Origin of the sequence: Nocardia sp. NBC_01730 (assembly GCF_035920445.1) — a bacterium.
Classification (GTDB): Bacteria; Actinomycetota; Actinomycetes; order Mycobacteriales; family Mycobacteriaceae; genus Nocardia.
On the sequence record NZ_CP109162.1, the window covers coordinates 3,423,413 to 3,448,914 of the forward strand.

The window sequence follows — 25,502 nt, forward strand, 5'->3', positions numbered from 1 at the left end:
ATCCGGTGGCGGGTTTCGCTAGGCTTGTCGATGCAATGACCAGGACAGCTGCCACCGATCCCCGCGACCTCCGCACCCGCCTGGCGAATCTCTCCCTCCGCGACGAGCACCGGCTGCGGCGCCGACTGGACCGGGCGCGCGACGGCGACCTCGGCAAGGTCGAAGCCGAGATCGCGGCGGCCGAACTCCGGGTCGACGCCCGCCGCGCCGCGGTACCGGAGATCCGGTACCCGCCGCAGCTGCCGGTCACCGCCCGCCGCGAGGACATCGCCGCGGCCATCGCCGCGCACCAGGTCGTGATCGTCGCTGGCGAGACCGGTTCCGGCAAGACCACCCAGATTCCCAAGATCTGTCTCGAGCTCGGCCGCGGCATCCGCGGCACCATCGGGCACACTCAACCGCGCAGGCTGGCCGCACGCACCGTCGCCGAGCGCATCGCGGAGGAACTCGACACCGAGCTGGGCGACGTCGTCGGCTACACGGTGCGGTTCACCGACCGTGCCTCCGAGCAGACGCTGGTCAAGCTGATGACCGACGGCATCCTGCTCGCCGAGATCCAGCGTGACCGGCTGCTGCGCCGCTACGACACGATCATCATCGACGAGGCGCACGAACGCAGCCTCAACATCGACTTCCTGCTCGGCTACCTCCAGCAACTGCTGCCACGACGTCCCGATCTCAAGGTGATCATCACCTCGGCGACCATCGACCCGGAACTGTTCGCCAGGCACTTCGCCGACGACAGCGGCACTCCCGCACCGATTGTCGAGGTCTCCGGTCGCTCCTACCCGGTGGAGATCCGATATCGGCCGCTCGCGCTGGAACTCCCGGTCGCCGACGCCGAAGAGGACGAGGACACCCGCACCGTCGACCGGGACCCGGTGGACGCGATCGGCGACGCGGTCACCGAGTTGTTCGCCGCGGGCGACGGCGACGTGCTGGTGTTCTTGTCCGGCGAACGCGAGATCCGGGACACCGCCGACGCGCTGCGCGACCTGAAGCTTCCCCGCACCGAGATCCTGCCGCTGTACGCGCGACTGTCCGCGGCCGAGCAGCATCGGGTGTTCGCTCCACACACCGGTCGGCGGGTGGTGCTGGCGACCAACGTCGCGGAGACCTCGCTGACGGTTCCGGGAATCCGGTATGTCGTCGACCCTGGGTCCGCGCGGATCTCGCGGTATTCGATGCGGACCAAGGTGCAGCGGCTACCGATCGAACCGGTGTCGCAGGCGTCGGCCCGGCAACGATCCGGGCGCTGCGGACGGGTCGCCGACGGCATCTGTATCCGGCTGTACTCCGAAGACGACTTCGAAGCCCGGCCCTCCTTCACCGAACCCGAGATCCTGCGCACCAACCTGGCCGCGGTCATCCTGCAGATGACCGCGCTCGGGCTCGGTGACATCGAGAACTTCCCGTTCGTCGAGGCGCCGGACCGCCGCGCCATCCGCGACGGCGTCGCTTTGCTCGAGGAACTCGGGGCACTCGCGCGGCGCATCGGCAAGCCCGGGCCACGATCGGATACCGCGCCGGCACAAGAGGACACGCCACAGGGTGGCGCCGTCGACATGGCAAGTCGCCCGAGGGTGAGTACCCGCGACGACGATGCCACCCTGTCGCTCACGCCGATCGGGCGCGAGATGGCCCAGCTTCCGGTCGATCCCAGGATGGCGCGGATGCTGGTGGAGGCGCAGGGCAACGGCTGTCTGGCCGACGTGCTGGTCATCGTCGCGGCGCTGTCGATCCAGGATGTGCGGGAGCGGCCCGCCGAGCATCAGCAAGCCGCCGACAGCAAACACGCGCGATTCACCGTCGATGGCTCGGACTTCCTGGCCTATCTGCGACTGTGGGAGTACCTCGGTGGACAGCGCAAGTCGCTGTCCTCCAATCAGTTCCGGCGGATGTGCCGCGAGGAGTTCCTGCACTACCTGCGGATCAGGGAATGGCAGGACCTGCACGGGCAGCTGCGCACGATCACCAGGGGCCTCGGCTGGTCGGCGCACGCCGAGAACACCGCCGACGCCGGGTCGCCGGATGGCAAGGCCGACAATGGATCACGTGGCTCCGAACGATCGGCCACACAATCCGGAGAAGGGCCGCGATCGGGTTCCCGGCGCAGACGGTCCGGCTCGTCACCGGCAGTGGACCCTGTGATCGTCGGGAACGATGACGCCCAGTGGGATTCCACCGCGATCCATCAGGCGTTGCTGGCGGGCATGCTGTCGCACATCGGGGTGCGTGAAGCGGAATCGCGCGAGTTCCTCGGCGCGCGCAACGCCAAGTTTATGGTCTTCCCCGGCTCGTCGCTGGCGAAGAAGCCGCCTCGCTGGGTGATGGCCGCCGAACTGGTCGAGACCTCGCGGCTGTGGGGCCGGATGGCCGCGAAGATCGAACCGGAGTGGGCCGAGCGGCTCGCAGGCGATCTGGTCAAACGCACCTACTCCGAGCCGCACTGGTCGGCCAAGCGGGGCGCCGCGCGCGCCTATGAACGCGTCACCCTCTACGGCATCCCACTGGTGACCGGAAGACCCGTCGACTATGGCCGGATCGATCCCGAGCTTTCGCGCGAGCTGTTCATCAGACATGCGCTGGTACAGGGCGAATGGCAGACCAGGCACGCGTTCTTTCACCGCAATCGCGAATTGCTCGACGACGTCGCCGATCTGGAGCACCGCGCGCGCCGCCGCAACATCCTGGTCGACGACGAGGTGCTGTTCGAGTTCTACGATAAACGCCTGCCCGCCGACATCGTCTCGGTGCGCCACTTCGACAACTGGTGGCGCACCGCGCAGCGTAAAGACGCCGCGCAGCTGGACTTCTCGACCGCCACCGTGGTGAACGAGGGCGCCGCCGCGCTCGACCCGTCCGACTTCCCCGATTCCTGGCGTCAAGGCGAGCTCAGCTTCCCGCTCACGTACCAATTCGAGCCGGGCACCGAGGACGACGGCGTCACTGTGCGCATCCCGGTCGAACAGCTCGCCCACGTCCGAGCCGTCGGCTTCGACTGGCTGGTGCCCGGCATGCGCGACGAACTGGCCGCCGCGCTGATCAAGTCGCTGCCGAAGGCGTTGCGCCGCAGCGTGGTTCCCGCACCGGACTTCGCCGCGGCGGCGTTGTCCGCACTGACCCCGCGCGCGGAGCCGCTGCGTATCGGACTGGCGCGCGAGTTGTCTCGGCTGGGTTCGGTCCCAATCGCGCCCTCCGACTTCGAGCCGTCCGCGCTGCCCGACCATCTGCGCATGACCTTCGCCGCCATCGGCGGCGATGGCACGACGCTCACCTGCGGGAAAAGCCTCGCCGCGTTGAAAACACAACTGGCCGAACAGGTTTCCGCCTCGGTCGCCCGTGCCACCGCGGGCGTGGAACGCCCGCCCGCCACGGTGTGGACCTCTGAGTCACTCGGCATCGTCGCGCCGACGGTGCGCCGCCAGGTGGCCGGACAGACCGTGACCGGATATCCCGCGCTGGTCGCCGAGGGCGACGGTGTGGCGCTCCGCGTGCTCAGCTCGCCTGCCGAGCAGGCCGCCGCGATGCGGCTGGGCACCCGGGCGCTGGTGCTGCACGCGCTGCCCACCTCGGTCCGGTCCGTCACCGCGGGGCTGTCACCCACGGATCGCCTTGCGCTGAGCCAGAACCCGTATGGCTCGCTGGAGGCGCTGATCGAAGACTGCCGCGCGGCGGCAGTCGATGAACTCATCGCCGCCGCGGGCGGTCCGGTGCACACACCGGAGAAGTTCGACGCGCTCGTCACCCGAATCCGTCCCGAACTCGCCTCCGCCGTCATCCGTCTCGTGCGACTGGTCGTGCCGGTTCTCGCGGGGGCCCACCAAGTTTCGGCCGCGCTCGCGGAAAGGAGCGAACGCGACATCGCTGACGACGTCCGCGACCAGCTCGACAACCTGGTGTTCCGCGGCTTCGTCTCCGAGTGGGGTGGCGCCCGGCTTCGCGAGCTGCCCCGCTATCTGCGGGCGGCGGTGGTGCGTCTGGAAGCGTTGCCGGGCTCAGCGGTTCGCGATCGTCAGGGCATGGTCGAACTCGATCGGGTACTGGCCGCCTACGACCGCCTGGTCGGGGCCCTGCCGGAGCATCGCAGGCATGCGCCCGAAGCGGCCGAGATCTGGTGGATGATCGAGGAGTTCCGAGTCAGCCTGTTCGCCCAGAAGCTCGGCACACCGTTCCCGGTGTCCGCCAAGCGGATCGAGAAGGCGATCGCCGCGGTCCGGCGCTAGTCAGTCGGCGGTCGACAGCGCCTCGGCGCGTGCCTGACGCATCTCCCGGATCTCGCGTTCGAAATCGTCGGCGGAGGTGAACGACCGGTAGACCGAGGCGAACCGGAGATAGGCGACCTCATCGAGGTCGCGCAGCGGACCAAGGATGGCCAGGCCGACCTCGTGGCTGGGCACCTCCGGAGAACCCTTGGCACGCACCGCGTCCTCCACCTGCTGCGCGAGCAGGTTCAGCGCGTCGTCGTCGACTTCGCGGCCTTGGCAGGCGCGCCGCACGCCGCGAATGACCTTCTCGCGGCTGAACGGCTCGGTGACTCCGCTGCGCTTGACTACGGACAGGATGGCGGTCTCCACCGTGGTGAACCGCCGCCCACACTGCGGGCAGGCGCGACGGCGGCGGATAGCCGCGCCCTCGTCGGCCTCGCGCGAGTCCACCACCCGGGAGTCGGGGTGTCGGCAGTACGGGCAATGCATCCGAGAAATCCTTCGTCGATGCGTGCGCTCGCGTCCGGACCGCCGCCGATCGCAGCGATCGGTCCGGCGAGCACGTGTACAGAGGTCTAGACCCCGGCACCAGGCATTCCCTCACTCGAACTTGGAAATACCTGCATAACAGTTCGAGGATACCCGTCCGAGTACCCGAATCGTCGCACTCACCCACGGCTACCGCCGCGCCACCTCGATCATTCGACGATCTACCAGTGTGCGGTCAGGTCCGCGAGGAGGTCCGGCAGCCGCGGTGCGCGGCGACCGCGGGCCGTGTCGGGCCTGAACGACTGGCCTATAACGGCGCCGGGTCGGTCGCCAGATCGATGTGGCATGGACCAGGTCACCTGGTGATATATGCCCGCCTCGTGTCACGGTCGGCCCAGTTGAAGTCGGGCAGCGGACACGCGGCGTGAGACCGCGGCCCGCGACGTCGGCGCGGACCGTTGCTAGCGCGAAGACTCCGGGCGCGGGGCACCTTGGGACGGCGGGCTTGCCCGCGACGGTGCTGACGGAGGTGAGCACTCGGCCGATGGGCGCGGGCGCGCCGACGTTTCGTTCCACTGATCGGCGACGACGCGGTTCTGCTCCCGGTCGGTCATCCGGATCGGCGCGTCGATGGGTGGCCGATCCCGCCGGTCAGCGCGGTGGTGGCGCGCCCGCGCCGCCTCGGCCGTCGACCACGGCGGGCACCGATCCCCCGGACTCGCCGCCCCAGTCGCCCGCGCGCACGTGCGCCAGCGCGATCAGCCCCGCCACCGCAAGGGCGGCCAGGAGTGCGGTCACGGCGAGCACGGCGAAACCGACCTGCGCCCGCTCCACCCGCTCCATCGGATGCGGGCCACGTGCCCGCCGGAGCGCGGAAGTCCTTGCACCACGGCCGTATATGACCGCAGCGCCGCCAGGGCGAGCGTCGCGGGGGCGCCGATCGACCGCGGAGCGATGCGCAGGCACCAGCGCCCTGGCGCGCGCACCGCCGCGCCGGATACGCGAGCCCGTGTCGTACCCGAGATCGACCGCCGCCGCATCGACGGTGGCGCGGTAGTCGAACCTCTCTCCTGCCGCACCGATCGATGTGGTGATGTCGCTGATCACAGTGCTCATCGGACAAACCTCCGTGGTGGGTGCTCCGTCGCCGTTCGAGCCGGTGTTCCCATTCGAACACATGTTCCCCGATCTATTCGATCAGGTGTTCGAAGAACGTGTGTTCGATTTCTACCACGGCAGAGCGACAAAGTCAGCAGAAACGCCCGACATGCGTCGAACAGATGTTTGATACATCGACGTGACCGGGCTAGATTCGAACTACCGAATGCACGACAGACCATGACGACAGACACCCGGCGGGATCGGCCGGGAACAGCAGGAAAGGGCGGTTGCGGTGAGGCACACAGACGACACGGGTGACGAGACCGAAAGCGGCGCCGACTCGGCGAGTACCGGGGCGGATCTCACCGTGCGTCAGCGCAAAGTACTGGAGGTGATCCGCACCTCGGTGAGCGAGCGCGGCTACCCGCCGAGCATCCGGGAGATCGGTGACGCTGTCGGGCTGACGTCCACCTCCTCGGTCGCCCATCAGTTGCGCGCCTTGGAGCGCAAAGGCTTCCTGCGCCGCGATCCGAATCGTCCACGCGCGGTGGACGTCCGGGGCCTGGACGAGGTGGTGCGTTCGGTGACCAGTCTGCCGGTCGCCGCGGTGGACGGGTCCGATGGCGCCGTCGACGCCGACCGCCCGGTGCCCACATTCGTGCCGGTGCTCGGCCGCATCGCCGCCGGTGGTCCGATTCTGGCGGAGCAGGCCGTCGAAGACGTCTTCCCGCTCCCCCGCGAGCTGGTCGGCGACGGCTCGCTGTTCCTGCTGAAGGTTGTCGGCCAGTCCATGATCGACGCGGCGATCTGCGACGGCGACTGGGTGGTCGTCCGGCAACAGAACGTCGCCGACAACGGCGACATCGTCGCCGCGATGATCGACGGCGAGGCCACGGTGAAAACATTCAAGCGCACCGGCAAGGACGTCTGGCTGATGCCGCACAATCCGGTGTTCGAACCGATCCCCGGCAACGACGCCCAGATCCTCGGCAAGGTCGTCACGGTCATCCGCAAGATCTGACGACGGACGGCAACCCGCGCCGGCCGCGCGGACATGCACCGCCTCGCACCGCAACACCCAACCGAGTTCGGCCCCCACGTTCACAGCTGATTGACAGTAAGCGCGCAGGGAATCCACCAGGCAACTTGCGAGACTTCCGCGGTGACAGCGATCAGCGCCGACGCGGCCCTGCCCGATGCGACCACGACTCTCGATCCCGATCCGCTCGGGCTACCGCCTGCTCGTCGGTGGGAGCGAGCGAGTCTGGCGGTGCTGCTGGCTTGGACGGCCGTCGCGTATCTGTGGCACATTACGGTCAACGGCATGGCCAACGGTTTCTACGCCGCGGCGGCCTGGTCCGGTGCGCGGGACTGGAAAGCACTACTGTTCGGCTCGCTGGATCCGGGCAACTTCATCACCGTCGACAAACCGCCGGTCTCACAGTGGGTGATGGGACTGTCGGGACAGCTGTTCGGATTCAGCAGCGCGAGCATGCTCGTGCCGCAGGCGCTGATGGCCGTCGCGGCCGTGGCACTGCTGTATACGACGGTGGCCACGGCGACCGTCAGCCGTGGCGCGGGTTTGCTGGCCGGGGCGGCGCTGGCAGTGACGCCGGTGGTGGCGTTGATGTTCCGGTTCAACAACCCGGACGCGGTGATGGTTTTGCTGATGACCGCGGGCGCGTACTGCACGATCAAGTCGTTGCGACGGGCGAGCGCGCGCTGGCTGATGCTGGCCGGTGTCGCGCTCGGATTCGCATTCCTGGCGAAGATGCTCGAAGGGCTCATGGTGTTGCCCGCGCTGGCACTCACCTACCTGATCGTCGCGCCGACCTCGGTGCGGAAACGGCTGCTGCACTTGCTCGCCGCGGCGGCGGCGTTGGTCGTCTCGTCCGGCTGGTACGTACTGCTGACGATCCTGTGGCCCGCCTCGTCGCGGCCGTATCTGGCCGGGTCGACGAACAACACGTTCATGGATCTGGTGCTGGGCTACAACGGCTTCGCCCGCTTCCTGGGTCACAACCACCAAGGCGGCAACCGATTCGCACTGCCGCCAGGGTACGAGATGCCGCGCACCCTGGGGCAGGGCCGCGGTGGATTCGGCGGATTCGGCGGCGGGTCGGGTCCGACCCGGCTATTCACCGGTGAGATCGGGTTCGAGATCTCCTGGCTGCTTCCCGCCGCCCTGCTCGCCTTCGTGCTGGTCCTCGCGTCGCGCGGGCGCGCCCCACGCACCGACCTCGTCCGCGGGGCCGCGCTGGTCTTCGGATTGTGGCTGATCATCGACGGCGTCGCGTTCACCACGATGCGCGGCGGCATGCACGCCTACTACACGCTGGCCATCGGTCCCGCCGTGGCCGGGATGTTCGCGATCGGCGTCGCCGAGGTGTGGCGCCGGCGCGAGGAGTTATTCGGCCGAATAGGCGCTGCCGCGTTGGTGCTCACGTCCGGACTGTGGGCGTTCGTGCTGCTGAGCCGCAACGCCGAATGGCTGCCGTGGTTGCGCTGGGCGCTCGCGGTGGTCTCGGTGACGGTGGCGCTCGGCCTGGTCGCCGCCGCGTTCCCGGCCGTGTCGCGGCGGGTTCGCGCCAGGGCGGTGTCGGTGCTGGTCGTCGTGGGTGTTCTCGCCGGGATCGGTGGCTCGACGGCATATGCCGCCGCCACCCTGCCGCAGGTGCATACCGGGGGCGGGCCGACGGTCGGTCCCGCGAAGCCCGAGCGGCCGACGTCGGCGAACAATATGCGCAACGAGGTGATGTCGTTCGTGAACGGCGACACCGAGCCGCAAGTCGCCGCGCTGCTGCGCGACACGACAACCACCTGGTCGGCGGCGGTGGACCGTTCCTCGGTCGCCGCATCCCTCGAGCTCGCCAGCCACACCCCGGTCATCGCGATCGGCGGCTTCACCTCCGACGACCCGGTTCCCACCCTCGATGATTTCCAGACCATGATCCGCACCCACCAGGTGACGTACTACCTCGCACAGGAGGTGAAACTTCCCGACTCATGGCGCGTACACAACCAACCGGGCGTTCTCCCCGGCGCCGGGCAGGCGAGCGCCACGGACAACGGGCTATGGCGTCCGGCCGGGCACAAGGACATCGCCGACTGGGTATCCGCGCACTACACCCCGGTGCGTCTCGGCAACGTCGCCGTCTACGACCTCACCGTCGTGGCTCACTGATGGGCCGCAGCGCGCGATATGCCTTGGGCGTCATGGCAATTGATCTGACGAGTCCTCGACGGGGCATATCGCGCGCTGGGTGGAACTGTTCAACGCACATGACCTCGGTGCGCTCGACGATCTCTGCAAGCCGGGCAGCGTCGTCGTGCTGGTGCCCGGCCGGTTGGTCTCGGGGGCCGGAATGCCGTCCCGCCCTCACCCTGCCCGCTGGTCCTCGCCCGCAGCGACCCGAATACATCCCGACGGATCCGTAACAGGCTGGCTCTCAGCCCCGCTGGGCCCCTCAGGCCACATCGACGTGCATCGTTCGGTCGACACCAAATCGGCTATGTCGCCAAGCCCTCTGGCACCTTCCTTCGCTAGAAATAGTCTTTGAGCATCTCCGTGGACCACGGAGCTTGGCGGATCTCTCCACGTGGGCCGAACTCCGCGAACCACGGCTTGATGTCCAGCACAGGCGTGCCGGCTACAGCGTCCAGCTCAGCTACGTGCAGATCCAGGCCGTCCACTCGTAGCAGTCGAGTACGGGACACCCCAAGCCAGTTGACGCGTCGCATATTTCTATGTCCAAAGATGCCGACCTTCGGCCATGCGGGGTTATCGCGCGCACTGCGCGCACCGAAGTGCAAATCCGTTTGATCGGTCAAGTGGAAGCGGAACACGATCTCGAGGTGGCTGAACGCGTCCAAGCCTTGCACGGACTCTTCAGTGAACCGGCAGTCATCTATGCGAATGATCGCCTCGACACCACCCCAGTGATCGTCTGTAGGTTCGCGGCGGCCACCTACCACATGTGCGACCGGCACTGCTTTCGCAGACTCGGTGGCATGACCAGCCGCACTCAATGCTTTGGCGTGTACAACCTTGAGGAGTGCCCGCTCACGTGGCAAGCGGATTGGTAGCGGGGGCCGCCGACCGAGGCTTCAGCGAGTTGTAGCCCTTCCGCGTAATGCCCAAGGTCGATGGCTTGACTTCGTTAGTCAAATACTGGACCACGGCTGTCCGTCCATGACCGCCACCGAGCCGCTGATCGATTTGGGAGAACAAGACCATCACGTCTCGCACATCAGCTACGTCGGCTTCCCCCACGTGACGAACGCCGGTCTTCTCACCCGGCAGGACTGACACCCGCCGGGTCGAGCCAGCCAGGCAGTTGATCGAGGTCGAGCGTAAACGCGAACTCCCCGACCCCAGTACGCTGCGCCTGCGACTCGCCGAAATCGGCTACCACGAGGCCAGACACCTCACCGAGGTCGACACCTACTTCAGCCGGCCCGACGTCGACTACCTGAAAACAGTTGAATGCCTTCGCATTTGACGCCGCGACGGGTTCGCCGAGATCACCTACAAGCCGCCGTCCAAGGCTGTCACCCACAGCGACGCTGACGTGATCGCCAAACGCGAAACCAACGTCATGCTCAGCGGCCCCGACCAAGCAACCGCCGCCACCCAGCTGCTTGCCGAAATCGGCATGACCGAACTCGTCCGTGTCGAAAAGGAGCACACCATCTACCAACACCCCGAACGCGACGACATCATTGTCAGCATCGATACCGTCACCCGCGCCGGAACCTTCGTCGAAACCGAGGTCACCGCCGCCGACCCGGACGCGGCAACTGCTTACCTCGAAGAAGTCGAAACCGAACTCGGGATAGCCGATCACCCCGTCGTCGGCCTGCCCTACCGCAACCTCGTCATGGCCGCCGCCAACTGATCACCGCTCAGGCTTCCCCACGCGAATGTATACCCGCCTGGTCGATCAGATCACATCGCGCCAAGGGGAAGCACCGGCCCGGGCCTTGTCCATGGAGTATCCGATATGCAGTCCGATCACCGAGACTCGGGGCAAATGCACCCCTTGGGGTAACGGCCGGCAGGGGGGCCGAACCTCCTATCCATGTGGAAGTTTCGACTTCCGGCCCGTCGCGCTACCTGCCGGTGAGGATTGCGGTCACCGAGACAGCGGTCTCATCGTCGTGCGGCAAGCCGCAGGTTGGTGACCTCAAGCTGGCGCGCCGTGCTCGCCGCCAAGGCACGCACCTGGGCGTCGTCGAGGCGTCCGCACAGACGCCCCCAGTGCACCGCGACCTGCTCCCCCACCGACACGTCCGGCACCGCTGTGTAGCCGTCTACCCGGATCGGGATGGGCCGCACCGTTTCCGCCGACAGCACCAGCCGCCGCCCGTCCCAGCTCAGCCCGCGAGAGCGCAGCGCGATCTCGGTGTCGGTGCGGTCGGCCACCGTCCCCCAGGTGATCCGGCAACTGTCGAGCACATGTACCGGATGTCCGTTGCCGTGCCCGACCAACCGCGACCACGGGTACACGCCGAAGACGTGGAAGCAGTGGTTGGCCGCGGCCTCGTCGGCCAGCTCCGGGCCCAGATGCGTCCAGTACCCACCCGCGACCGGGCCTAACAATGCCAGCAACTCGGCGGTGAACTCGGTCGGGTCCAGGTCTGCGCCGATTCCGCCGCCCAGCCAGTAGGACTCGACGAGGCGGCGATCCAGCGGGTCCCCGATTCCGGTCATCGCCGCCATCACCCGCAGATACGGCCACGCGCCGGTGAACCGCCGAGCCACCGCCCGCACCTGGTCGTCCGTCCCGTCGCGCAACGCGACCGCGTCGGGTGGCCCGCAGTAGCCGAGCCGGTTGGGGGCGTAGGCATACCGGGCGAACATCTCCGCTCCGCCGCCTGCCATCAGCCGGGCCGTTCCCCGATGCGGTCGGCGCACCACCGCCGTTCGAGATCGCCGAATCGCCACACGCCGACAGCGATCACCCAGGTGAGCAGGAACACACCGACGACGAGGAAGCCGAGCACGCCGAGGTCCAGATCGCCGACCCAGGCCAGTGGACCGTTGGTGACGCCGAGCTCGTCGGTCAGGATCGAGATCATCTCCTGCGCGCCGATCAGCAGGGCGACGGCGACCGAAAGCCCGGTCACCACGATGTTGTAGTAGATCGTTCGGAGCGGACCGGCGAACGCCCACCCGTAGGCGTAGTTCATGCAGGCGCCGTCCAGCGCGTCGAACAGCGCCATGCCCGCCGAGAACAGCACAGGCAGTACGAGAATCGCATACCAGGGCAGGTCGGTCGCCGCCGCGCCGCCCGCGATCACCAGCAGGCTCACCTCGGTGACGGTGTCGAAGCCGAGGCCGAACAGCAGCCCGACCGGATACATCTGCCACGGCGTGCGCACGGCCCGCGTCAGCGGCCGCAGTATCCGGTTCAGCGCGCCGCGGTGGTCCAGCTGCCGTCGCAGCGCGGCCTCGTCGTAGTTGCCCCGCCGCACCCCGCGGAATACCCGCCAGATCCCGATCAGCGACACCAGGTTCAGCAGGCCGATGAGGATGAGGAAGGTCCCCGAGACGCCGGTGCCGAACACACCGGTCCACCGTTGCAGCCCGGAGTCCCCGTCGCGCAGGTTCGCCGCGAGCGCCTTGACGCCGAACGCCAGCAGCGCGACAAGGACGAAGACGATGGTCGAGTGTCCGAGCGCGAACCAGAACCCGACCGACAGCGGTTTCCGCCCGTCCGCCACCAGTTTCCGGGTGGTGTTGTCGATCGCGGCGATGTGGTCGGCGTCGAACGCGTGCCGCATCCCTAGCGTGTAGGCGGTGACGCCGAGCCCCATGCCGAATACCGCCCCGTCCACGATGTAGCGGCCGGGAACGACGAACAGGAGCAGCGCACCCCACCCGAGGATGTGCAGCACGAGGATGACGAGCGCCATCCCGACGACGCCGCGCCGCTGCCTCCGGTCCAGCCCGGCCCATGCGCCGCGTGGCACCACAGGGTGGTCGGCGACCTGGACGATAACGGACACCTCGCCTTCTTGCTCGGACGGCGGTCACGCCGCCGTCTCAACAGATACGCGGCAGCTGCTCTCCCGCGGGCAGGTCCACCACGCGCGTGCCGCCGAGGGCCGTGCGGGCCACCACCATCCCGGGATGCTCGGCGACGCACCGGCCGATGGCCGCTGCCTGCGCACCCAGCGGGTGCTGCCGCATCGCCGCGAGCACGCGGTCCGCGTCCTGAGCGGCGACGAACGCGAGAAGCTTGCCCTCGTTGGCCACGTACATCGGGTCCAGCCCGAGCAGCCCGCACGCGTCCCGCACGCCCGCGGGGACCGGGAGCTGCCGCTCGTCCAGCGCCACACCGACATTCGCGGCGCGAGCGATCTCGTTGAGCGACGCGGCGACGCCGCCGCGGGTGGGATCGCGCAGCATGTGTACGTCGGCGCCGGTCGCCAGCATCGCCGCGACCAGTCCGTGCAGCGGCGCGGTGTCGCTGAGCACGGTGGTGCCGAACTCCAATCCCTCGCGGCAGCTGAGCACCGCGATGCCGTGCACCCCGATGTCGCCGCTGACCAGCACGACGTCGCCCGGGGTCGCGCGCTGCGGCCGGATGTCCACGCCGGGGTCCACGAGGCCGATTCCCGCGGTGTTGAGATAGATCCCGTCACCGTGCCCGGCGTCGACCACCTTGGTATCCCCGGTGACCAGCTGAACCCCCGCCGCCAAGGCCGCGGTGCCGACCGCCTGCGCGATGCGCGCGATGTCGGCCAGTGCGGTGCCCTCCTCCAGGATGAACGCGGTCGACAGCACCATCGGGCGCGCGCCGGCCATGGCCAGATCGTTCACCGTGCCGTTGACCGCGAGCTCCCCGATCGTGCCGCCGGGGAAGACGAGCGGTTTGACGACGAACGAGTCCGTGGAGAACGCCAGCCGGGCGCCGCCGAGCGTGACCACCGCGGAGTCGCCCATGTCCGCCTGCGCGGCCGAGCCGAACGCGGGCAGGAACAGATGCTCGATCAGCTCGCCGGACATCGCGCCGCCACCGCCATGGCCCATCACGATGTTCGGCGAATCCCGCAACGGCATCGGACACACCCAGCCGTCCATGTCGATCGCCACGGGAGCTGTGCCTTCCTCAGGCATGAGCCACCTCCGCCGGGAGATCGAGCCGACGGTAGAGGTAGTAGGCGGCGCACGCGCCTTCCGAGGACACCATGGTGGCGCCCAACGGGTTGCGTGGCGTGCACTCCTTACCGAAGGCCGCGCACTCATTCGGTTTGATGAGCCCCTGCAGCACCTCACCCGAGCGGCAGATCGACGACTCGGCGGTGTGCAGATCCCCTACCGAGAAGCGCTCTTCGGCGTCGAACTCGCGGTAGCGCTCCGACAGCCGCCAGCCGCTGCGCGGAATCATGCCGATGCCACGCCACGCCCGGTCGGTCACCTCGAAGACATCCTGCAGCATGGCTTTCGCGACCGGGTTGCCCGCCGCGGCCACCGCGCGCGGATAGGCGTTCTCCAGTTCGTGCCTGCCGGTTTCCAGTTGCAGCACGGTGCGGCGGATGCCCTCCAGGATGTCCAGCGGCTCGAATCCGGTGACCACCATGGGAACCCGGTACTTCGCAGCCAGTGGCGGGTATTCGTCGGTGCCCATCACCGTGCAGACATGCCCGGCCGCGAGGAATGCCTGCACCCGGCAGGTGGGCGACTCCATGATCGCGGCGATGGCAGGCGGAACGAGCACATGCGACACCAGCAGCGAGAAGTTCCGGATGCCGAGTCGTTTCGCCTGATACACCGTCATGGCGTTGGCAGGCGCGGTGGTCTCGAAACCGATGCCGAAGAACACGACCTCGCGATCGGGGTTCTCCTTGGCGAGGTTGAGCGCGTCCAGCGGCGAGTAGACCACCCGGACGTCGCCACCCTCGCTCTTGACCCGGAACAGATCCTTGGTGCTGCCCGGCACGCGCAGCATGTCACCGAACGAGCAGAAGATCACGCCGGGCCGTGCCGCGATCTCCAGCGCCTTGTCGATCACCTCGAGCGGGGTGACGCAGACCGGGCAGCCAGGGCCGTGGATCATTTCGATCTGGTCGGGCAGCAGCTGGTCGATGCCGTGGCGAATGATCGAATGTGTTTGTCCGCCACAGACTTCCATAATCGCCCAGCGTCTGCTCGTGGCGGAACGGATCCGGTCGAGCAGATGCTTGGCGAGCTCGGGGTTGCTGAATTCGTCCAGATACTTCATGGCGTCACCTCTGGTTCCTCGCGTGGCGGCTCGGCCGCGGGGTTGTCGAGACCCGCCTGCTTGGCGGCGATGGCGAAGCCGTCGCCGAATTCCTCGTTCAGTACGCCGAGGTGTTCGAACTCGGCCAATGTCTTCAGCGCGGACTCCTCGTCCAGCCGCTGAATCGCGAATCCCACATGGACCACGACGTAGTCGCCGACGGTCGCGTCCGGGATGTATTGCAAGCACACGTCCTTGTGCACGCCGCCGAAGTCGACGACCGACATCATCGTGCCGTCGCGCTCATGCAGGCTGAGCACTTTTCCTGGCACCGCTAGACACATCGTTGCTCTCCTTCCGCTCATCCCCCGCCGCCCGCGAGGAGTTGCCCGAACGCGAGTCCGCCGTCGTTGGGCGGCAGCCGGTGATGGCTGATCACGGTGAACCCGTTGTCCCGCAGCAGCGCACACGACCGCGCGAGCAACAGGGCGTTCTGGAAGACGCCGCCGGACAGGGCGACGGTCGTCGGGGCCGCGGCGTAGCGGACCGCGAGGTCGAGCACCAACCGGGCGACGGCCGTGTGGAACCGCGCCCCGACCACCGCGGCGGGTACGCCGCTGCGCACGTCTGCCACCACGGCCGCCAGCACGGGGGCGGGATCGATAGCGGCGGGATCGCCCTCCCCAGGCGTGAACCGGTACTCGGTCGCGCCTTCCTCCGCGCGGCGCGACCGCCCTTCCAGCTCGATCGCCGCCTGGGCCTCGTAGTCGACCACGTGCCGCACGCCGGTCAGCGAGGACACCGCGTCGAACAGCCTGCCCATGCTGGAGGTGGGCGCGCAGCCCAGACCCGTCTCGAATTGGTGTGCCAGTACCGATCTTTCGTCCACCGGGCACGCGGCGACCGCGGGAATATCCTCGCTCCAATCGATCCCGGCAGACCAGAGATGTGCCAGCGCCATGCGGTAGGGTCTGCGGACCGCGAGATCGCCACCGGCAAGCGGCACATATTTCAGGTGGGCGAGCCTTCGGTAGCCCTTATAGCCGGCCAGCAGGACCTCGCCGCCCCATACCGCGCCGTCCGGACCGAATCCGGTGCCGTCGAAGGCGATGCCGACCACCTGCTCGGTGGCGCCGAGCCCGTGCTCGCCCATCACGGCGGCGATGTGCGCGTGATGGTGCTGCACGGTGTATACGGCTCGCTCGCCCGCGTGCCTGCGTGCCCACGCGGCGGAGCGGTAGCCGGGATGCGCATCGGCGACGAACTGCACCGGGCGCACCCCGGTGAGATCCGCGAGATGCCGCTGCGCCGCGTCGAAGGACCGCAGCGTGGCCAGATCATCCATGTCACCGATGTGCTGACTGAGCCAGGCATAGCGGCCGTCGGCCACGGCGCAGGTGTTCTTCAGGTCGGCACCGACCGCCAGGGTCGGCGGCAGCGGGACCGGCAGTGCCAGTGGCAGCGGCGCATAGCCGCGCGAACGGCGCACCGGCAGCTCATGGCCGTCGAGCCAACGCACCACCGAGTCGTCACAGGGCACGAGGATGCGCCGATTGTGCGAGAGCCAGCCGTCCGCGAGCCCGGCGAGCCGGCTGTGAGCGTCGTCGTCCTCGTAGCAGATCGGCTCGCCGCCGAGGTTGCCGGAGGTCATCACCAGCGTTCGCGGGCCGGGCGGATCGTCGGGTAAGCCGAACAGCAGGAGGTGCAGTGGGGTGTAGGCGATCATGACACCCAGGTCCGGATTGCCGGGCGCCACGGATTCGGCTGGGGCCGGGCAACGGTGCCGTTCGGCGTTCGGCACGGCGGAAACAGCCGCATCGCGTGGCACGCCGGACCTGGCTGTCATCGGCGCCGCGGCACCGAAAGATCCGGGAGCGGACCCGGTCGTCTCCGGATCACCGTCGACCACGCGGGGTGCCGTTGACGCCGCCCGGCGGGAGAGCAGCACGATCGGGCGGGCCGGGCTGGCCAGCAGCGCGGCGGCCGCGTCGTCGACCACGACGATATCGCGGGCCGTCGCGAGGTCGGGCACCATGAGGGCGAAGGGCTTGTCGCCGCGGCGTTTCCGCCTGCGCAGTTCGGCAACGGCGGCCTCGTTCGCGGCATCGCAGGCGAGGTGATAGCCACCGATGCCTTTGACCGCGAGGATTCCGCCCGCGCGCAGCAGCTCACGGGCGGCAGCCAGTGGATCACCCGTACCCGGTCCGGAGTACGCCAGCGTCGGGCCGCACTCCGGGCAGGCGATGGGCTGGGCGTGGAAACGGCGGTCGCCGGGGTCGGCGTACTCCCTGGCGCATCTGTCGCACATGGCGAAGTCCGCCATCGAAGTCCGTTCGCGGTCGTAGGGCAGGCCGGCGATGATGGTGAACCGCGGCCCGCAATTGGTGCAGTTGACGAACGGGTGGCGGTAGCGGCGGTCGCCTGGGTCGCGTAGCTCACGCTCACAATCGGCGCAGATCGCGACATCGGGCGAGGCCAGTGTGCGCCCGCCGCACGCACAGGTGGTGTCGGCAATGTGGAATCCGGTGCCGCCGCGCACCGGCAGGTCGGTCTGGTCGACCGATTCGACCACCGCGAGCGGCGGCGGCCGCAGGCGCAGCCGCTCGGTGAACTCGTCCAGAGCCGTTGGCGCGCCCTCGATTTCGATGACCACCCCGTTGCTGTCGTTGCTCACGCTCCCGGCCAGCGCCAGTTCGGCCGCGGTGGTGTAGACGAACGGCCGGAATCCGACGCCTTGGACCACGCCGCGCACGAGCAGGCGGCGCCGCGACCGCACGGCGGTCATGGTTGGTCTCCGCGCTGCAGCAGGCGCAGCCCGTCCAGCGCCGCCGCGGCGCCGGCCTCGTCGGTCTTCTCGACGACGAAGCCCATGTGGATGATCACCCAGTCGCCCGGCCGCGCCGGATCGTCACCGAGCAGGCCGATATTCACCTTCCGCTGCTCACCGGACACGTCGACGAGTGCGATCTGGTCGTGGTAGCCATCGAGGATGTCCACCACTCGTCCCGGGATGCCAAGACACATCGGTCATTCCTCCTGTCGCACTCTGGTCGGCGACGGCGACGAGCCGTCCCGGACTGTGCCGACCTGCACCGCGTGGCCTTCGACGGGCTGGGCGCCGACAGGCATCAAGTCCGCGAGGACACGGCCGACAGCGGCGACCGCGTCGTCCACCGCGGCGGCGACGGGCTCGGACAGCCCGATCCCGTCGTCCACGGAGGCGACCTGGCAGCCGATCACGACGGTCGGCGGCAGCGCGCCGCCGAGCGCGCGCACCCCGGCGAACACGGCGGCAGGAGTCATCGCGTGCGCGTCGAGGTGCACGGCGTCGGCGTCGGCGGTTGCGGCGCGGAACACCTCGACACGGCCGGGCTCCCCGCGATCGGGCAGCGCATCGATCAGCACCAGCGCGTCCCAGGCGTCCAGCAGGTCATAGGCGAGGTGCATGCCGCGAATGCCGTAGTCCATCACGCGCACACCGGCGTGGGGGTAGTGCGGCAGCCGCCGCACGACCTCGGGTCCGAATCCGTCGTCGCCCAGGAAGATGTTGCCGATCCCGGCGATCAGCACCGTGGCCGTCTGATCACCCCTCCCCTTCGGTCGGCGCCGTCGCGCCGCCGACGTTCGCGTCGTCGACCTTGCCGGTCGCCGTCTCGTCCGGTTCGTTCGCGGTCTGCTTGCGTCCCTCGTAGGGCGGGGTGGCCGGTTCGGCGCTGGAGCCCGGCGTCGTGGTGAACTCCGTCCGACGTTTGGAGTCGGTGCCGTGGGCGGAGGTGGTCTCCTCGTGTCCGATATCGCCCGGTTCGCGTTCGGTAGGGCCACCGGCAACGGTGTCGGAGCCGGTGTCTCGCGAACCCGGCTCGCCGCGTGCCGCTTGCGGCTCTTCTCGTTGGTTACCCATAATGTTTCCCTTCCGGTCGGCCACTACATGTGCCGAATCTTCAGATATCGCCGAAGATCCGGTATCGCCCGCAGGCCGAGATACAGACCGGCCGCCGCCAGCACGGCGACGATGGCCGTCGAGATCACTCCCACCGCTTCCATAGCGGACTTCCTTTCACTTGTCGGGGCTGTCGAGTGGCTCCAGTTCGTCGGGCGCGAAATACAAGTAGCGGCCGTACCATTCGTGCAGATCGGCCGCCGGGTCGTCGTCCAGCACGACACCGACATGCGCTTGCCCGTCGACGTCCTCGTGCACCGAGACGACCCGGGCGGGCTTGCCGTCGAAGAACAGGTCCTGGGCATCGGCCCGACGAGACGGATGCAGCCGGACTCGGCTTCCCTTGTGCACCAGCACACCCGCGACCGGCACCGCATCGGATTCCGGGCGAACATCGTTGTCGGCCGACGGGTCCCACCAATCGATGCCTTCGGGAACCTCCGGTATCAGTCGCGGCGGATCGAGGTGCGGGTCGCGCAGCACACCGTGCAGACGGCGCAGGTCCTCGGGCGTCATTCCGTCGCAGCGATCGATGATCTCGGCGGCGCGCGGATCGGTCGCGCGCGCCAGCACCTTCTCCTCGTCGGTCATTGTCATGACGCGCAGGGTGAGGATTTCGTCGATCTCGGTGGAGTCGAACAGCGGTCCCTCGCTCTGCTCGGCTATCTCCGGGTGGTCGTAGAGGATGATCGGCGAGATCAGCAGCAGGCTGTGGTCGCCGGACGGTCCGGCAAGCACCGGGAAGCAGCGGTGCCGGTCGCAGCGTTCGGCCGCAGCCGCGGCGGCGGGCGGCGGGTCCAGCAGCGAAACGAACTGTGCGCCAGCGACTTCCGCGATGAGGTGCGTACCGATCAGCGAGCGGGCGATGGCGTCCTGCTTGTCGGCGGCTGGCGCGCCCATATTGCGGACCGCGATCGTGAGCCGCAGGTACCGGTCGTCCTGGTCGATCGTGAGATCGAATCGGCCCGCGAGCGGCAGTCGGGTACGCACGAACGCGCCCACCAACCGTCCCGATGCGTCGGTGATCTCCTCGGTGTCTGTTCCGCCCGAAATACTCAGTGGCCGAACGAGATTCGTGGGCACCAGCGGGCCGACGACGAGTTCCCGCACGACGGCCTCGTCCCAGGACAAACACGACCGCGCATCGACGGTCAGCTCGGCGACCGGTGTACCAGCGCTGTCCACCACCTGTCGCCGCTGGAGCTGGAGGAATCGGATTGTGCAGGTGAGCATCGGGTTCTCGCCCGGATCGATCAGGCACTGCGCCGACATCGTCGACTCCTCGCCGAGCCCGGCCGCGGCGGCGCTGTCCGGTCCCAGCACACCGAACTGCCAGCGCGACTGGTTCTTACGCGAGTTCGCCCGATACGGGTACAGCAGGTAGCCCTCGTACAGCACCGCGTCGGCGACGGCACGGGCGCGGGCGCAGGAGTCGGCGGTCACGGTAGCTCCTCCGAGCGGGCCAGCAGCTGGGTCACCGTGTCGTCGAAACCGAGCAGGCCGTGCCCGGACTTGTAGGCGGTGAGGGCATCGAGGGTGTCCCGGTGCAGGCGCAGCCAGCCGGTGTTCGGGAAGTGCGCCGCCATCAGGTCGTGCCAGACCGAGACCGGCATGTCGAACTTGTCCTCGCGGTCCCAGGGAATCTGCTGGATCGCGAATCCGCCGCTGCCCTTGATGAAGACCGTGCCGCTGAACAGGAACAGCAATGGAACGACGCCCTCGCGCAGCGCGTGCAGATACTTCGACCCGGCTACCTCGAAGTCATAGGTGCACGGCATCGGCAGATCCACCTCCGCGCCACCGGTGAACCCGGGAACCATGGTGGCGCAATGCATCCAGAGGAACGACCGCTGCGTGGCGTGCCAGCGCTCGCGCGGGCCGAACAGGTCGGCCAGCCCCGAGCCTTCCTCCTCAGAGTAGCTGCGGCGGAACGGCTCGATGCGCACCTGCGCCCGCAGGGCGATCGCGTGCACGGGTTCCTCCGCGAGTGCGGCGATGCCGACTCGCGCGGACAGGATCGGTGCGACGGCGTACGGTTCCGGCTTCATCTCCAGCACGGCGAACGTCGTCGAGTAGACCGGGCTCATGCCGCACCACCACCCCGTCGCGCGCGCGCCGACACGGTGGCGAAGAACTCGTCCAGGTAGCGCCGTACGTCCTGCCCGCCGTCGAATCCGCGCCACAGCAGCCGTATCCGGCCGACGAATTCGTAGCAGGCGTCGATCGGCAGCAGCAGGCAGCTCGCCGCCGCGGTTCCGCGTTCGGGCACCCGGATCAGGAGCGCCTCGACGTCGGGGGCGAGGACGTCGAGTTCGGGGTGCCGCTCCAGGATCGAGTTCCACTGCGCCAGCGGAAGTTCCGATTCGGTCGCGCCCGCTGGTCCTGGATAGAAGGCCACGGTCCTGCCCAACGCCGAGTTGCGGAAGAAGAACGCAAGGCCGACCGGTATCTCCAACGCGTCCCATTCGCCCTGGCTGATCGTGAAGCCGGGAAACGCGAGATACCGATCCGGCACTGCCCGATAGCGCAGCGCCGCGTTCTGGTCCACGAACAGCAGATAGCAGCTGCGGCATACGCACATCAGCTGGCGGCCTTCGACATTCACCACATGCTGGTGCTCGTCGGCGATCTGTTCGGCGCACATCTCGCACCGTTCACCCGCCCGCGGCGCGGACTTGCCGTTGGCGGTAATCCGCTGCAGGACCCGGAACGGCGTATTCACCCGCGCACCTCCACCGGCACCGCCACCGACAGTTCGCCGGAGCGGACGAGCACCGGAAGTGGCTCGAGGTGTTCGTCGCCATCCACTCGCGCACCGGCGTGCACGGCGTCGAAGTGCGCTCGGCAAGTCGGGCAGCGCAGCACCGCGTCACCGACCGGAAACCCGGCACGCCGATGCAGCACGGCGCCCGCCAGCGAGTGGTCGCAGGCCGGGCAGCGGTCCCGGTAGGCGAACACGTCCGAACCCACCCGGCAGGCCAGCACCGCAAGCCCGGCGACGGCGAACCCGCCCACTTCGCCGGGACGCAGCTCGGCCAGTTCGGGGACCGCGATCCAGCTTCCGGACCGGTCGCCGTTCGCGTGCACCCGTGTGAACAGAGAGTCGGCGGAGATCAGCCCCGCCGACTCCGTCTGCGCGACGACTTCGATGGACTCGATCTCCGGCGCTGCCGCACGGACCGCGTCCTCGACAGCCAGCTCCAGCGTCACCGACGAGGACGGGCAGCTGCGGCAACTGCCCGCCAGCTCCAGGCGGACCACGCCGTCGGTGATGCCGACCAGGCTGACGTCACCGCCGTGCGAACCGAGGTAGGGGCGCACACTGTCCAGCGCCGTGCGCACCCTGGTGTGCACGTCGTGCGGATGCAACCCGTGCACGAGCAGCAGGCTCGCGACCAGATCGTCGCGGGCCAGCCGCTCGATCGCCGCCGCGTCCAGCAGCCCGAGCACGCGGGCCAGACCCGCGCCGTAGAGGTCGGCGACCTCGCGCACCAACTGTTCGGCGCGTTCGCGGACGAGGGTACCGCCCGCCGAACTCGCCTCCAGCAGCGTCTCGATGCGATCGCCCGCCTCGCGCCATCGGCTGTCGGGCGTTGCGTTGTCCTGGTCGTCCGGGCGATCGTCCACCGTCATCTCCCGTCCTGTCGCCGGATCCGGAACACTCACTCCCCGGTAAGCGTCTGGGTCGGTGAGTGCAGTTTCTCCACCGTCTGTCCGTTGCCGAGATACATGTGCACGCCGCACGGCAGGCAGGGATCGAAACTGCGCACGGTGCGCATGATGTCGATGCCCTTGAAGTGCTCGCGGTCGTTCTCCTCGAAGATCGGCTGACCCTGCACCGCGTCCTCGTACGGACCCGGCGTGCCGTAGCTGTCGCGCGGGCTGGCGTTCCATGGCGTCGGCGGATACGGGTGATAGTTCGCGATCTTCCCGTCCCGGATCACCATGTGGTGCGACAGCACACCACGCACCGCCTCGGTGAAACCGCAGCCGATGCTCTCGTCGGGCACCTCGAACTTCTCCCAGGTCTTGGTGTGGCCCGCCCTGATCTCTGCGAGGGCTTTCTCCGCGAAGTGCAGCGCGCAGGCCGCCGCGTACGCCTGGAAGTAGGTGCGGGCACGGTTGCGTTCGATCGTGTTGCTGCCGTACGCGGGGATCTTCCATTCCAGGGTGACCGGGCCTTTGACCGCGGTCTTGGGCAGGTTGATCTGCACGCTGTTCCCGGTCGCCTTCACGTAGCCGATGTCGACCAGGTTGGCCAGCGCCGTCGACCACAGCCGCGCCAGCGGGCCGCCGCCGGTGTCCAGGGCGAGGTGGTTGGTGCCGTCGAACCAACGCGGCGACATCACCCAGCTGTACTTGTCGTCGAGGTCGCGCTTCTGCGGCTTGGGATTCGTGTGCTGGTTCCAGGGGTGGCGCCGGTCCACCGGGTTGCCGAGCGGATCAGTCGGCACGAACATCTCCTGATCGGTCCAGTCCTCGTAATACGAACTGCCCAAATGGATTCGGATGCCGAGGTTGATATCCACCAGAGAGGTGGTGAGGAGCTTCCCGTCCACCACGACGCCCGGCGTGACGAACATCTTGCGGCCCCAGTCCTCCATGTCCTTGTACTGGAAGTTGCAGACCTCGGGATCCTGGAACGAGCCCCAGCAACCCAGCAGCGTGCGCCGAAGGCCGACCTGGTCGTAACCGGGCAACGCCTCGTAGAAGAAGTCGAAGAGGTCGTCGTGCATGGGCACGACCTTCTTCATGAACTCGACGTAGCGCATGAGCCGGGACATGTAGTCGGTCATCAGCTGGACCGTCGCGACAGTGCCCACGCCGCCGGGGTACAGCGTCGAGGGATGCACGTGCCTGCCTTCCATCAGACAGAACATCTCGCGGGTGGTGCGACTGACCTGTAGCGCCTCCCGGTAGAAATCGCCGGTGAACGGGTTGAGTGCCCGCATGATGTCGGCGATCGTGCGGTAGCCGTGGTCGCCCGCGTGCGGCGCCTCGGTGTTCTCCGCCCTGGCCAGCACGCCGGGATTGGTCTCGGCGACCATCTTCTCGCAGAAGTCCACGCCGACCAGGTTCTCCTGGAAGATGTTGTGGTCGAACATGTACTCGGCGGCCTCGCCGAGGTTGACGATCCATTCGCCGAGGTGCGGCGGCTGCACGCCATAGGCCATGTTCTGGCAGTAGCACGAGCAGGTCGCGTGGTTGTCCCCACAGATACCGCAGATACGGCTGGTGATGAAGTGCGCGTCGCGCGGGTCCTTGCCGCGCATGAAGATCGAATAGCCGCGGAAGATGGACGAGGTGCTGTGGCACTCGACCACTTCGCGATTCTCGAAGTCGATCTTGGTGTAGATGCCGAGGCTGCCGACTATCCGGGTGATCGGGTCCCAGGCCATCTCGACGAGACGGTCCGGTTCGATCGTGCGGCGTGACGGCTCCGGGATGATCTGTGTCATCAGAGACCCTCCTACCAGGTACGAGTCGCGCCGGTGTCCAGCTTTTGGCCCCTGTGCCGCCAGTGCGGCTCCTTGTCGACCGTGCGGGCCGTGATGTGACGGAGGCTGCGGATCACCGATCCGTAGAGCCCCGACGCGGTGGATGAGAACTTTCCGCCGGGCGGTTCGTCCATGAACGGCATGAACTTGTCCGGGAATCCGGGCATGGTGCAGCCGATGCAGATGCCGCCCACGTTCGGGCAGCCGCCCACGCCGTTGATCCACCCGCGCTTGGGCACGTTGCACTTGACCACCGGGCCCCAACACCCCAGTTTCACAATGCATTTCGGCGAACCGTATTCGGTGGCGAACTCCCCCTGCTCGTAGTAGCCCGCGCGGTCGCAACCCTCGTGCACGGTCGCGCCGAACAGCCACTTCGGCCGCAGTGCTTCGTCGAGCGGAATCATCGGCGCCTGTCCGGTCGCCAAGTAGAGCAGGTAGGTGAGCGTCTCCGACAGGTTGTCCGGCTGGATCGGGCACCCGGGCACGCACACGATCGGAATGCCCGCTTTACTCGTCCAATCCCAGCCGAGATAGTCGGGTACGCCCATTGCGCCGGTCGGGTTGCCCGCCATCGCGTGGATGCCGCCATAGGTCGCGCACGTGCCCACCGCTACCACGGCGGTCGCCTTGGGCGCGAGGCGGTCCAGCCATTCGCTGGTCGTCATGGGCTGGCCGGTGGCGGGATTGTTGCCGAACCCGCACCAGTAGCCGTCCTCGTGGAGTTGCTCGTTCGGGATCGACCCCTCCACCACCAGCACGAACGGATCGATCTCGCCGCGGTCGGCCTTGAAGAACCACTCCAGGAAGTCGTCGGCACCGCCATTGGGGCCGCACTCGAAATCGATGAGCGGCCAGTGCACGGCGATCTTCGGCAGGCCGGGAAGGGCGCCGAGGGCGATCTCTTCGACGCTCGGCTGAGTGGCTGCGGTCAGCGCGACCGAGTCACCGTCACAACTGAGTCCTGCGTTGATCCAGAGAACGTGGATCAACGTGTCCTCGGCTTGTACTGCTTCTCGTGTAGGCATCGGACTGCCACCTTCCGCAGCGGACCATC

The 25,502-nt window shown here is 68.1% G+C and carries 23 protein-coding genes and 1 pseudogene; 5 read left to right on the top strand and 19 right to left on the bottom strand.

Annotation, left to right across the window (positions count from 1 at the left end):
- The first annotated feature begins 35 nt into the window (after positions 1–35).
- On the top strand, positions 36–4,226 hold the full coding sequence (gene hrpA / locus OHB12_RS13365; protein ID WP_327119443.1) for an ATP-dependent RNA helicase HrpA: 4,191 nt from the start codon (positions 36–38) through the stop codon (positions 4,224–4,226).
- On the opposite strand, the gene nrdR is transcribed toward hrpA, so the two are convergent.
- Both nrdR and OHB12_RS13375 read right to left on the bottom strand, forming a co-directional pair.
- Positions 4,227–4,697 carry a transcriptional regulator NrdR gene (gene nrdR, locus OHB12_RS13370; protein ID WP_327119445.1) on the bottom strand — a complete coding sequence of 157 codons (471 nt, stop codon included), beginning with the start codon at positions 4,695–4,697 and terminating at the stop codon, positions 4,227–4,229.
- A 651-nt stretch (positions 4,698–5,348) separates the two neighbouring features.
- Positions 5,349–5,813, bottom strand: coding sequence for a hypothetical protein (locus tag OHB12_RS13375; protein ID WP_327119447.1), 465 nt, complete (start codon positions 5,811–5,813; stop codon positions 5,349–5,351).
- Positions 5,814–6,090: 277 nt separating this feature from the next.
- Here OHB12_RS13375 and lexA point away from each other — a divergent pair, with 277 nt between their 5' ends.
- Both lexA and OHB12_RS13385 read left to right on the top strand, forming a co-directional pair.
- Positions 6,091–6,819 carry a transcriptional repressor LexA gene (gene lexA, locus OHB12_RS13380; RefSeq protein ID WP_327119449.1) on the top strand — a complete coding sequence of 243 codons (729 nt, stop codon included), beginning with the start codon at positions 6,091–6,093 and terminating at the stop codon, positions 6,817–6,819.
- Between the two features lie 141 nt (positions 6,820–6,960).
- Positions 6,961–8,982 (top strand): ArnT family glycosyltransferase, encoded by a 2,022-nt coding sequence (locus OHB12_RS13385; protein WP_327119451.1) that lies wholly within the window; start codon positions 6,961–6,963, stop codon positions 8,980–8,982.
- 359 nt (positions 8,983–9,341) lie between these two features.
- Here OHB12_RS13385 and OHB12_RS13390 read toward each other — a convergent pair whose 3' ends face one another.
- Positions 9,342–9,788, bottom strand: coding sequence for a TrmO family methyltransferase domain-containing protein (locus OHB12_RS13390; protein ID WP_327121075.1), 447 nt, complete (start codon positions 9,786–9,788; stop codon positions 9,342–9,344).
- Between the two features lie 347 nt (positions 9,789–10,135).
- Between OHB12_RS13390 and OHB12_RS13395 the strand changes: the two genes are divergently transcribed.
- Together OHB12_RS13395 and OHB12_RS13400 are read left to right on the top strand one after the other, a co-directional pair.
- Positions 10,136–10,300 (top strand): CYTH domain-containing protein, encoded by a 165-nt coding sequence (locus OHB12_RS13395; protein WP_327119453.1) that lies wholly within the window; start codon positions 10,136–10,138, stop codon positions 10,298–10,300.
- Between the two features lie 21 nt (positions 10,301–10,321).
- Positions 10,322–10,696, top strand: a complete 375-nt coding sequence (locus OHB12_RS13400; protein WP_327121077.1) for a CYTH domain-containing protein — start codon at positions 10,322–10,324, stop codon at positions 10,694–10,696.
- Positions 10,697–10,950: 254 nt separating this feature from the next.
- On the opposite strand, the gene OHB12_RS13405 is transcribed toward OHB12_RS13400, so the two are convergent.
- The 16 genes and pseudogenes from OHB12_RS13405 to OHB12_RS13475 all read right to left on the bottom strand — a co-directional run bounded on the left by OHB12_RS13405 (position 10,951) and on the right by OHB12_RS13475 (position 25,473).
- A complete protein-coding gene (locus tag OHB12_RS13405; RefSeq protein WP_327119455.1) occupies positions 10,951–11,682 on the bottom strand; it encodes a DUF6390 family protein in 732 nt (243 codons plus the stop codon).
- A complete protein-coding gene (locus OHB12_RS13410; protein ID WP_327121079.1) occupies positions 11,682–12,749 on the bottom strand; it encodes a HoxN/HupN/NixA family nickel/cobalt transporter in 1,068 nt (355 codons plus the stop codon). The genes OHB12_RS13405 and OHB12_RS13410 overlap by 1 nt, the downstream gene beginning before the upstream one ends.
- A 97-nt stretch (positions 12,750–12,846) precedes the next feature.
- Positions 12,847–13,923: a hydrogenase expression/formation protein HypE gene (hypE, locus tag OHB12_RS13415; protein ID WP_327119457.1), complete on the bottom strand. Its 1,077-nt coding sequence runs from the start codon at positions 13,921–13,923 to the stop codon at positions 12,847–12,849.
- Complete coding sequence (hypD, locus tag OHB12_RS13420; protein WP_327119459.1) at positions 13,916–15,028, bottom strand: hydrogenase formation protein HypD; 1,113 nt, start codon at positions 15,026–15,028, stop codon at positions 13,916–13,918. The genes hypE and hypD overlap by 8 nt, the downstream gene beginning before the upstream one ends.
- Positions 15,025–15,351 (bottom strand): HypC/HybG/HupF family hydrogenase formation chaperone, encoded by a 327-nt coding sequence (locus OHB12_RS13425; RefSeq protein WP_327119461.1) that lies wholly within the window; start codon positions 15,349–15,351, stop codon positions 15,025–15,027. Before OHB12_RS13425 ends, hypD begins: the two co-directional genes overlap by 4 nt.
- A gap of 17 nt (positions 15,352–15,368) precedes the next feature.
- Positions 15,369–17,792: a carbamoyltransferase HypF gene (locus OHB12_RS13430; RefSeq protein WP_327119463.1), complete on the bottom strand. Its 2,424-nt coding sequence runs from the start codon at positions 17,790–17,792 to the stop codon at positions 15,369–15,371.
- A complete protein-coding gene (locus OHB12_RS13435) occupies positions 17,789–18,031 on the bottom strand; it encodes a HypC/HybG/HupF family hydrogenase formation chaperone (RefSeq protein ID WP_327119465.1) in 243 nt (80 codons plus the stop codon). Before OHB12_RS13435 ends, OHB12_RS13430 begins: the two co-directional genes overlap by 4 nt.
- 90 nt (positions 18,032–18,121) lie before the next feature.
- Positions 18,122–18,577, bottom strand: a pseudogene (locus tag OHB12_RS13440) (hydrogenase maturation protease); the annotation flags it as partial.
- Between the two features lie 13 nt (positions 18,578–18,590).
- A complete protein-coding gene (locus OHB12_RS13445; protein WP_327119469.1) occupies positions 18,591–18,908 on the bottom strand; it encodes a hypothetical protein in 318 nt (105 codons plus the stop codon).
- A 23-nt stretch (positions 18,909–18,931) separates the two neighbouring features.
- Entirely contained in the window at positions 18,932–19,051 is a 120-nt protein-coding gene (locus tag OHB12_RS36310) for a DUF6893 family small protein (protein WP_442800035.1), read from the bottom strand.
- Between the two features lie 13 nt (positions 19,052–19,064).
- Positions 19,065–20,390, bottom strand: coding sequence for a hypothetical protein (locus OHB12_RS13450; protein WP_327119471.1), 1,326 nt, complete (start codon positions 20,388–20,390; stop codon positions 19,065–19,067).
- A complete protein-coding gene (locus OHB12_RS13455) occupies positions 20,387–21,034 on the bottom strand; it encodes a DUF6084 family protein (RefSeq protein WP_327119473.1) in 648 nt (215 codons plus the stop codon). The genes OHB12_RS13450 and OHB12_RS13455 overlap by 4 nt, the downstream gene beginning before the upstream one ends.
- Positions 21,031–21,669, bottom strand: a complete 639-nt coding sequence (locus OHB12_RS13460) for a DUF5947 family protein (RefSeq protein ID WP_327119475.1) — start codon at positions 21,667–21,669, stop codon at positions 21,031–21,033. Before OHB12_RS13460 ends, OHB12_RS13455 begins: the two co-directional genes overlap by 4 nt.
- Positions 21,666–22,580, bottom strand: coding sequence for a NifU family protein (locus OHB12_RS13465; protein ID WP_327119477.1), 915 nt, complete (start codon positions 22,578–22,580; stop codon positions 21,666–21,668). The genes OHB12_RS13460 and OHB12_RS13465 overlap by 4 nt, the downstream gene beginning before the upstream one ends.
- 29 nt (positions 22,581–22,609) lie before the next feature.
- Positions 22,610–24,406, bottom strand: coding sequence for a nickel-dependent hydrogenase large subunit (locus tag OHB12_RS13470; protein WP_327119479.1), 1,797 nt, complete (start codon positions 24,404–24,406; stop codon positions 22,610–22,612).
- A gap of 11 nt (positions 24,407–24,417) precedes the next feature.
- Complete coding sequence (locus OHB12_RS13475) at positions 24,418–25,473, bottom strand: hydrogenase expression protein HypE (RefSeq protein WP_327119481.1); 1,056 nt, start codon at positions 25,471–25,473, stop codon at positions 24,418–24,420.
- Between the last annotated feature and the right edge of the window lie 29 nt (positions 25,474–25,502).